8 protein-coding genes and 1 tRNA gene are annotated in these 9,055 nt (G+C 53.9%); 5 read left to right on the forward strand and 4 right to left on the reverse strand.

Annotated features, from left to right (window positions below; translation table 11 throughout):
* Together dapF and FDW94_RS10095 are read right to left on the reverse strand one after the other, a co-directional pair.
* A partial coding sequence (gene dapF / locus FDW94_RS10090) for a diaminopimelate epimerase (RefSeq protein ID WP_249358390.1) occupies positions 1-636 on the reverse strand: 636 nt, incomplete at its 3' end.
* A gap of 49 nt (positions 637-685) precedes the next feature.
* Positions 686-889, reverse strand: a complete 204-nt coding sequence (locus tag FDW94_RS10095; protein ID WP_003017937.1) for a lipoprotein — start codon at positions 887-889, stop codon at positions 686-688.
* A 138-nt stretch (positions 890-1,027) separates the two neighbouring features.
* On the opposite strand from FDW94_RS10095, the gene cyaY reads away from it, so the two are divergent.
* The gene (gene cyaY, locus FDW94_RS10100; RefSeq protein ID WP_137377525.1) at positions 1,028-1,348 is read left to right on the forward strand and encodes an iron donor protein CyaY; all 321 of its coding nucleotides are present in this window, start codon (positions 1,028-1,030) and stop codon (positions 1,346-1,348) included.
* Positions 1,349-1,423: 75 nt separating this feature from the next.
* Here cyaY and cyaA read toward each other — a convergent pair whose 3' ends face one another.
* Positions 1,424-3,970, reverse strand: a complete 2,547-nt coding sequence (cyaA, locus tag FDW94_RS10105; RefSeq protein WP_032934207.1) for a class I adenylate cyclase — start codon at positions 3,968-3,970, stop codon at positions 1,424-1,426.
* Positions 3,971-4,364: 394 nt separating this feature from the next.
* Here cyaA and hemC point away from each other — a divergent pair, with 394 nt between their 5' ends.
* The 4 genes from hemC to hemY are packed head-to-tail and all read left to right on the forward strand — an operon-like array spanning position 4,365 to position 8,448.
* Complete coding sequence (gene hemC, locus FDW94_RS10110) at positions 4,365-5,306, forward strand: hydroxymethylbilane synthase (protein ID WP_003841203.1); 942 nt, start codon at positions 4,365-4,367, stop codon at positions 5,304-5,306.
* Positions 5,303-6,043: a uroporphyrinogen-III synthase gene (gene hemD / locus FDW94_RS10115; RefSeq protein WP_003828974.1), complete on the forward strand. Its 741-nt coding sequence runs from the start codon at positions 5,303-5,305 to the stop codon at positions 6,041-6,043. Before hemC ends, hemD begins: the two co-directional genes overlap by 4 nt.
* Before the next feature lie 21 nt (positions 6,044-6,064).
* Entirely contained in the window at positions 6,065-7,246 is a 1,182-nt protein-coding gene (gene hemX / locus FDW94_RS10120; RefSeq protein ID WP_137377526.1) for a uroporphyrinogen-III C-methyltransferase, read from the forward strand.
* A 2-nt stretch (positions 7,247-7,248) separates the two neighbouring features.
* Positions 7,249-8,448, forward strand: a complete 1,200-nt coding sequence (gene hemY / locus FDW94_RS10125) for a protoheme IX biogenesis protein HemY (protein WP_137377528.1) — start codon at positions 7,249-7,251, stop codon at positions 8,446-8,448.
* Between the two features lie 455 nt (positions 8,449-8,903).
* Here hemY and FDW94_RS10130 read toward each other — a convergent pair.
* A tRNA-Pro gene (locus FDW94_RS10130) sits at positions 8,904-8,980 on the reverse strand.
* Between the last annotated feature and the right edge of the window lie 75 nt (positions 8,981-9,055).

Raw genomic sequence — 9,055 nt, forward strand, 5'->3', positions numbered from 1 at the left:
ACCCGCACCGCGCTCATAGACGCGCAGTCGGATATGCTCGCGTTTTACCACCTGCATAAATCCGATATTGGCGCGTTCAGGGAAGCGTTCGTGGCTTTCCAGAACCGGTCCCAGTGTTTCTACCGTGGCCGTATCAACATCATCAACCTGAATCACGCAGTGCGGGTTCCCCATTGAAACCACGCCGCACAATACTGTCTGTTCGGCCGCGCGCATAATATAGGTCTTCTCTGCTTTGTTAGCGCGAAAAGGAACCTGCGAGGGTTCAAAATTGGGTTCGCCCATATTCACCCGCACCAGCTCGTCGTCGGTTACGGTTAATACCATACGACCATTCGCGGTACTGACGCGAATATCACGTTTATTGGTCAGCCCTTTCAGGCGAACAAAACGGGCAAAACAGCGGGCACCATTGCCACACTGTGACACTTCACTGCCGTCGGCATTAAAAATACGGTAGTGGAAATCCAGCTCCGGATCATACGGAGGCTCAACCACCAGCAGCTGATCAAATCCAACGCCGAGATGTCTGTCGGCCAGGCGGCGGATCAGCTCTGGTGAGAAAAAGACATTCTGCGTTACCGCGTCGACGACCATAAAATCGTTGCCAAGGCCATGCATTTTAGAGAATTGCATCATTCACTCCGTTCACGCGGGTACAGAAATGTAAAATCTATTCCTGCCGTTAGTAATTCACCTGAGAAGGCCCATCACTAATCCCACGATCGTTTTTCTCAGGCGTGGTGGATTGCGATTGCGGCTGAACGCTCTTGGTCGGAGGCGGCGCGGTTTTATCAGCTGGCGGGAAATAGAGCGGGCCTTTTAGCCCACAGCCCGTAAGGCTGAACAGAGTAAAAATGACAGCGAGTGGCTTTAACACGTTTTTCATTATGGATTGCCTGTAAAGTTCATGCTTTCTGTTTTCTATCATCGCAGGAGAAGGCGTAAAAGCAAGAGTTTGGCTAAAAACTGCATCGCGATTTATTCCACGTTATACTGCGGGCATCACGAAAAATAGGATAAGAAAATGAACGACAGTGAATTTCATCGCCTTGCTGACACCCTGTGGATGACCATTGAAGAACGTCTGGATGACTGGGATGGCGACAGCGATATCGATTGTGAGATCAACGGCGGCGTGCTGACCATCAGCTTCGAAAGCGGCAGCAAAATTATCATTAACCGTCAGGAGCCGCTGCACCAGGTGTGGCTGGCGACCAAACAGGGCGGCTACCACTTTGACCTGAAAGGCGACGAATGGATCTGCGACCGAAGCGGCGAAACGTTCTGGGATCTGTTGGAACAAGCGGCAACGCAGCAGGCGGGTGAAGAGGTGAGCTTCCGCTAAGCTTTAGTGCCGGATGCGCTTTGCTTATCCGGCCTACTTTAGCCCGGTAAGCGTCGCGCCACCGGGCAAGTTAACTCACGAGAAATACTGCTGTAACAGCGGCGTGTCGTTGTCCTGACTGGCTGGCGGAACGGCGCTAATCGGCTGGGTGCGGAACGGAATCACCTGCGCGCGCCCGTCGGTTTTCACAATCTGATAGAACTGCGGCAGGTTAAAGTTGATGAAGCTGGAGCCGTAGGTAAAACGATCGTGCGACGATGAGTAGAAACGGCTGACGTCTCGTACCAACTCCTCTTTGCTACCTTCGCAGTGGTGATACACCTCGGCCCGATTGCTTTCGTCCAGAATGTAGATATTAAAGCCCTGCTCATCACCCGTTTCTTCGAAAAAGAACTGAATAATCCCTTCGCTGGCAAAACCGTCGACCACCGACGGCAGTTTCACATGGTTGGTCTCAACCTGGACGGAAAGCCCGTGCAGTTTGTTATGTGAAATCGCGCCATAGAATTCAATTGCGTTTTCCAGCTTCTGTACCGAAACGTTCAGGCGTTCGAAGAACAATCCCCACGTCTGGCCGGAAACACGCAGCGCTTTGAAACGTCCGGTTTCCTGACGGGTGCTGGAGAGGCGTAATTCGATGCACTCAGACACCAGTTGCTGGACGCGGGTGCGAATTAAACCGCGCAGATGCTGGCTATAGCAGAACACTTCGACGCTATCCGGCGGCGCGGCATCCTGGTGCATTTTGCCCAGAATCGTTTTTAACGCTTCAATCATCGCCTGCTCGCCGTTGAAGTGCAGCGTACGCACTTCATTCCACGAGTTGCGATACAGCAGGTCGACGCTTCCTACCAGGCAATTTTGCTCTTCGCCAAAGCTGAAGACGTCCAGCTTACGGAAATCAAAATGTACCACCTGATTGCGAAACGCTGCCGTTGGGTCATATTCGAGGTTAACGATAATCGCCAGATGGCGAATTTCGCATGGGCTATAGAGCGCTTTCGGCGTTGGTGCAGGCAGTCGCAGCGGGAAGTGGTGCGACACGTCGGCGACCATTTCCTGCAGCTTCGGCAAATCAACAATGCCGTTGCCCTTAATAAACAAATGCGTACGCGAGGTCAGCAGGCCGTTGAACCAGGCCCACGCCACCAGCTTGTTGAGATAGCGGTTATATTCCAGCGGCTGATGGCTGATGATCGAGTCCATGTTCGGCGCGCGGTTGTAGAGATACCAACCAGAACGGTTGGCACGACCCGGCGGTACATGGATAAAGGTCAGATTCGGTTCCGAGAGATCCGGAGATATCTGTGGGTTCACCAGCGTGACTTTACCCGGCAACGCTTCAAACGCGGCATACAGCTTACGGGTCAGCACGCCGATATCCTGCGGGCTGGCGCTGACGCTGAGGTTATTGCGCCGCGCAAAGCGGATCAGATTACGATAGCTCTGCATCATCGCATCGAGCAGTTCGTTATGCGCTTCGCGTACCTGGTCAATCTTCCAGTTAGCGCGGTTATCCAGCATGGTCAGACGGGCGTCATCCCAGCCCCACTCTTTCACTAACTGACTTAATACTTCACGACGCCAGCCCACGCAGGCGCGCTCACGGCTCAGTTTCTCACACACTTTTAAGTAGAAACATCGACGCACTAAATCCAGGCGCGTCGGATCTTCGATCGCCGTGAGGTACTCGGTAACGCGCTCCAGCATCATGCAGTAAGGGTCGAGACCAAAAGAGACGATCTCGCCATCGTGCAGGCGCTGTTTAATATCTTTCGCCAACAGGCGTGGATTTGGGTATTCCCAGGAATAGGCTTCCAGCAGCAGCGTTTTCAGCACCGCTTTGTACGGGGAGTCGATACTCTTGTACAACTGCCAGAGGCTGGCGCCAAAGTACTCTTCGGCGGAAAGCGAACTGAGTCCGCCGAGATCCAGCCATTCGTTTGGCGTTAGCACCCCCTGCGCGTAGAGCGTCATGACGTAATCGTCGTAATGCTCTTCTTCGTCGCCAGGCACCATATTCCACAGAATACGTTTACCCGCGAGGCGCACAGCGGTGCGATAGAATTCATCAAGCAACAGGATATGCTGCGTCGAGCCACAGTCTTCGCCACCGAGACTGCCGCTTTCATTGTGACGGAAACGGTTTTCATCAATCAGGAAGAAGCTGACTTCCACGCCCAACGAGGCGGCCCAGCTTTCGAGCAGACTACATTTACGCTGCAGCAGCTGGCGCTCTTCGCTATCCAGCCAGGATTGATGGCAGACCCAGATATCAAGGTCAGAGGAACAGCTTTGCCCTACCGAAGAGGTGCTGCCCATTGAGTAAACGCCGGTGATCGGCAGTTCGCCCTTGGGAGGATCCTGCGGCGACATACCGCGGTACAGTTCCAGTTCGTTCAGGTAGTGGCGTTGGGTTTCATCAGGCGTGTAAAAGCATATGCCTTTGGGAACGTTACCATCGAGGTAACCCGGCATCAGCGGATGGTGGTAGTGCAATAATGTCGGCAGCAGACTGTATACCTGCTGGAAGGCAGGTCCCATGGCAGCAAGCGCGCGATCCACACGCAGTTGATTTATGGCATCCAGTCTCTGTTTCAGAGTCTCAATATAGAGGTACAAGACGTATCGCCTGATGTTGCTATCCGTCATGTTGTCGATTGCCGCGGCGCAAGCGCTCACAATAATCGCCATCAATTCGGATAAACCGTATGTCAAAAATAACCGTTACCTGTTTTTCGCCCATATTTTTTAATGCTGTTCAGCCGAAAAAATGGTCTAAAACGTGATCAATTTAACACCTTGCTCATTGACCGTAAAGAAAGATGCGCTACATACAAGTGTAGCACCGTTCGTTACGTGTAAATTCCTTCATACGGTCGGGAGGTTTCTCGTCATTATTCACTGCCAGTGATGATGCAGCGCCTTTTCCTCTCACTTACGTTTGAGCGTAACGCTGACATCCCTTTGATAAGGATGTTAGGATGGTCAATGATTGATAATGACGGTAACAAGCATGTTAGACAATGTTTTGAGAATTGCCACACGCCAAAGCCCCCTTGCGCTCTGGCAGGCACATTATGTCAAAGACGCCTTAATGGCAAACCACCCCGGTCTGATCGTGGAACTGGTTCCTATGGTAACCCGTGGCGATGTGATCCTTGATACCCCACTGGCGAAGGTCGGGGGGAAAGGGTTGTTTGTTAAAGAGCTGGAAGTCGCGCTGCTGGAAAAACGCGCCGATATCGCCGTGCATTCCATGAAGGATGTGCCGGTTGAATTCCCTGACGGTCTTGGGCTGGTCACCATTTGTGAGCGAGAGGATCCGCGCGATGCTTTCGTCTCAAATAAGTACAACACGTTGGATGAACTCCCCGCAGGCAGCATCGTCGGGACATCCAGTTTGCGCCGCCAGTGCCAGTTGGCGAAGCGTCGCCCGGATCTCGTCATCCGTTCGCTGCGCGGCAACGTAGGCACGCGCCTCAGCAAACTGGATAACGGCGATTATGACGCCATTATTCTGGCGGTCGCCGGATTAAAACGTTTAGGTCTTGAGTCGCGAGTCCGCACCGCTCTGCCGCCGGAAGTCTCCCTGCCCGCTGTCGGGCAAGGCGCAGTAGGCATAGAATGTCGACTGGATGATATGCGCACTCAGGCGCTGTTAGCGCCGCTCAACCATGAAGAGACCGCGCTACGCGTCAAAGCAGAACGCGCCATGAACACCCGCCTGGAAGGGGGATGTCAGGTACCTATTGGTAGCTATGCCGAAATCATCGACGGTGAGATTTGGCTACGTGCGCTGGTCGGCGCGCCAGACGGTTCACAGATGGTATGCGGAGAACGTCGCGGCGCTACACAAGATGCCGAACAGATGGGCATCTCTCTGGCAGAAGAACTGCTGGAGAACGGTGCGCGCGCCATTCTGGCGGAAGTTTATAACGGAGAAGCCCCCGCATGAGTATTCTGGTCACCCGCCCGTCTCCCGCAGGGGAAGAGTTAGTGAGCCGACTGCGCACACTGGGGCAGGTGGCCTGGAGTTTTCCGCTCATCGAGTTTTCACCTGGTCGGGAACTGGCAACGGTTGCTTCCCGACTGTCGGCGCTGACGGAGAACGATCTGGTCTTCGCTCTCTCGCAGCACGCCGTCACCTTTGCAGATGCCGAGCTTCGCCAGCAAGAGAAAAGCTGGCCATCCCTTCCGCGTTATTTTGCCATTGGCCGTACAACGGCGCTGGCGCTGCATACTGTTAGCGGCTTCAATATTCACTACCCTCTGGATCGGGAAATTAGCGAAGTCTTGCTACAATTACCTGAATTACAAAATATTGCGGGAAAACGCGCGCTTATATTACGCGGCAACGGTGGCCGGGAGCTGATAGGTGAAACCCTGACGGCACGCGGAGCCGATGTCGATTTTTGTGAATGTTATCAACGCAGTGCAAAACATTACGATGGTGCGGAAGAAGCTATGCGCTGGCAATCCCGTGGCGTAACCACGGTGGTTGTCACCAGCGGAGAGATGCTACAACAGCTCTGGTCGCTCATTCCGCAGTGGTATCGTGAGCACTGGTTACTACGCTGTCGGCTGTTGGTCGTCAGTGAGCGTCTGGCGCACCTCGCCCGGGAACTGGGCTGGCAAGATATTAAGGTCGCTGATAACGCCGACAACGATGCGCTACTACGCGCATTACAATAACTCTCATAATGGGATGCCATAATGACGGAACAAGAAAAATCCTCCGCCGTGGTTGAAGAGACCAGGGAGGCCGTGGAAACCACGTCACAGCCAGTCAATACTGAAAAGAAGAGTAAGAACAGCACGGCGCTGATTCTGAGCGCTGTGGCGATTGCTATTGCGCTGGCTGCAGGCGTTGGGCTGTACGGCTGGGGGAAACAACAGGCAACAACACAAACGGCAACCAGCGATGCGCTGGCGAACCAGCTGACGGCGCTGCAAAAAGCGCAGGAAAGCCAAAAAGCTGAGCTGGAAGGCATTATTAAACAGCAGGCAACACAGCTGGATGAAGCCACTCGCCAGCAGGCCGCGCTGGTCAAACAGCTTGATGAAGTCCAGCAAAAAGTCGCCACCATCTCCGGCAGCGATGCTGGCACATGGCTGCTGGCGCAGGCTGATTTTCTGGTGAAACTGGCCGGTCGTAAATTATGGAGCGATCAGGACGTCACCACCGCCGCTGCGCTGTTGAAAAGCGCCGACGCCAGCCTGGCGGATATGAACGACCCGAGCTTAATTACCGCGCGACGTGCGATTACTGACGACATCGCGAGCCTCTCCGCGGTGACTCAGGTCGACTATGACGGCATTATCCTGAAAGTGAATCAGCTCTCTAATCAGATTGATAACCTGCGTCTGGCCGACAACGACACCGACGATTCTCCAATGGACTCTGACAGCAGCGAGCTTTCCAGTTCGATTAGTGAATGGCGCGTCAATCTGCAAAAAAGCTGGCAGAACTTTATGGACAGCTTTATCACTATTCGCCGTCGTGATGAAACCGCCGTCCCGCTGCTGGCACCGAACCAGGATGTTTACTTACGTGAGAACATCCGTTCTCGTCTGTTAGTGGCCGCACAGGCCGTGCCGCGTCATCAGGAAGAAACATACCGCCAGGCGCTGGAAAATGTCTCCACATGGGTGCGTGCTTACTACGACACCGACGATGCAGCGACCAAAGCGTTCCTTGAAGAAGTAGACCAACTGAGCCAGCAAAGCATCAGTATGGATGTTCCGGAAACGCTGCAGAGCCAGGCTATTCTCGACAAGTTAATGCAGACCCGCGTACGTAATTTACTGGCGCAGCCTGCCACAGCACCGGTAGCAGTAGCACCTGCGCCAGCGCCTTCGACAGATGCTCCGGCAACCGCGCCGCAAGGAGAATAATGATGCTAAAAGTATTGTTGCTCTTTGTGCTGTTGATCGCCGGGATCGTCGTCGGTCCGATGATAGCCGGTCATCAGGGTTACGTGCTGATCCAGACGGATAACTACAATATCGAAACCAGCGTTACGGGCCTGGTGATCATCCTTATCGTCGCCATGGTCGTCCTGTTTGCGATTGAATGGCTGTTGCGCCGAATCTTCCGCACCGGCGCACATACCCGTGGGTGGTTTGTGGGTCGTAAGCGACGTCGCGCCCGTAAGCAGACCGAACAGGCGCTGCTCAAACTGGCAGAAGGTGACTATCAGCAGGTTGAGAAGCTGATGTCGAAAAATGCCGATCATGCAGAACAGCCGGTAGTGAATTACCTGCTGGCGGCAGAAGCGGCTCAGCAGCGCGGTGACGAAGCGCGCGCCAACCAACACCTTGAGCGTGCTGCCGAACTGGCCGGAAATGATACGATCCCGGTAGAAATCGCTCGCGTTCGCCTGCAACTGGCGCGTAATGAAAATCACGCCGCACGCCACAGCGTAGACAAACTGCTGGAAGTGACGCCACGTCATCCGGAAGTGCTGCGTCTGGCTGAGCAGGCCTACATTCGCACCGGCGCATGGAGTTCCTTGCTGGATATCATCCCATCCATGGCAAAAGCGCATGTGGGTGATGACGAGCACCGCGCCATGCTGGAACAACAGGCATGGGTTGGCTTGATGGATCAAGTCCGCGCCGATCAGGGCAGCGAGGGGCTGCGTGCATGGTGGAAAAACCAGAGCCGTAAAACCCGTCATCAGGTTGCTTTGCAGGTAGCAATGGCTGAACATCTGATTGAGTGTGACGATCACGATACAGCGCAGCAGGTCATCATTGATGGTTTGAAACGTCAGTACGATGACCGCCTGGTGCTGCCGATCCCGCGTCTGAAAACCAATAATCCGGAACAGATAGAAAAAGTGCTGCGCCAGCAGATTAAAGCCGTGGGCGATCGCCCGTTGCTGTGGAGTACGCTGGGTCAGTCGTTAATGAAGCATGGGGAATGGCAGGAAGCTACACTCGCCTTCCGTGCCGCTCTCAAACAGCGCCCGGATGCCTATGACTACGCCTGGCTTGCTGACGCGCTGGACAGACTGCACCAGCCGGAAGAAGCCGCCGCCATGCGCCGTGATGGCCTGATGTTGACGCTGCAGAACAACAATCCCCCGCAGTAACTCCTGAATGCCCGGTGGCGCTTTCGCTTACCGGGCCTACATATTTTTCAATCGTATAAACAAAATCCTTCGAGAAGTCGCTCGAAGGATTTTGTTTATGCATAAAAAAACGCCCGCTCGGTAAGGAGCAGGCGTTAAACAGGTCTGTATGACAACATAAATGGGTGCTTCACTCAACGTTATGTCCATGGTGTTTGATGAGGCCTGAGCGACATCTGTCTGTGGACGATAAGCACCGTAAACGGCTCTGCATCATTCCTGAGTTTATGAGGCCAGATGGCGAACATAAGAGATGGAATGAGCATCTACCCGCATATTATTGCACAACGCATGCCACGATTGCACTGCAAAAACCAGGTATTCGGACTTTTTAAGACTTCAGGAAATTCGCAGATGCGCAGGCTAAGAAGGGAAAATCTGAAAACAAAAAACCCCGCCGAAGCGGGGTTCAAAATTGGTCGGCGAGAGAGGATTCGAACCTCCGACCCACTGGTCCCAAACCAGTTGCGCTACCAAGCTGCGCTACTCGCCGTTTTACTGCTTTTTGAATTTTTAGTTCAATTCTTTAAGTCGTGGTGCGAGGGGGGGGACTCGAACCCCCACATCC

Origin of the sequence: Citrobacter sp. wls757 (assembly GCF_005280935.1) — a bacterium.
Taxonomy (GTDB): domain Bacteria; phylum Pseudomonadota; class Gammaproteobacteria; order Enterobacterales; family Enterobacteriaceae; genus Citrobacter; species Citrobacter portucalensis.

Bases quoted from the DNA above. Each gene is read 5' to 3' on its own strand.
- FDW94_RS10095 (WP_003017937.1), bottom strand. From the start codon at position 889: ATGAAAAACGTGTTAAAGCCACTCGCTGTCATTTTTACTCTGTTCAGC.
- cyaY (WP_137377525.1), top strand. From the start codon at position 1,028: ATGAACGACAGTGAATTTCATCGCCTTGCTGACACCCTGTGGATGACC.
- hemC (WP_003841203.1), top strand. From the start codon at position 4,365: ATGTTAGACAATGTTTTGAGAATTGCCACACGCCAAAGCCCCCTTGCG.
- hemD (WP_003828974.1), top strand. From the start codon at position 5,303: ATGAGTATTCTGGTCACCCGCCCGTCTCCCGCAGGGGAAGAGTTAGTG.
- hemX (WP_137377526.1), top strand. From the start codon at position 6,065: ATGACGGAACAAGAAAAATCCTCCGCCGTGGTTGAAGAGACCAGGGAG.
- hemY (WP_137377528.1), top strand. From the start codon at position 7,249: ATGCTAAAAGTATTGTTGCTCTTTGTGCTGTTGATCGCCGGGATCGTC.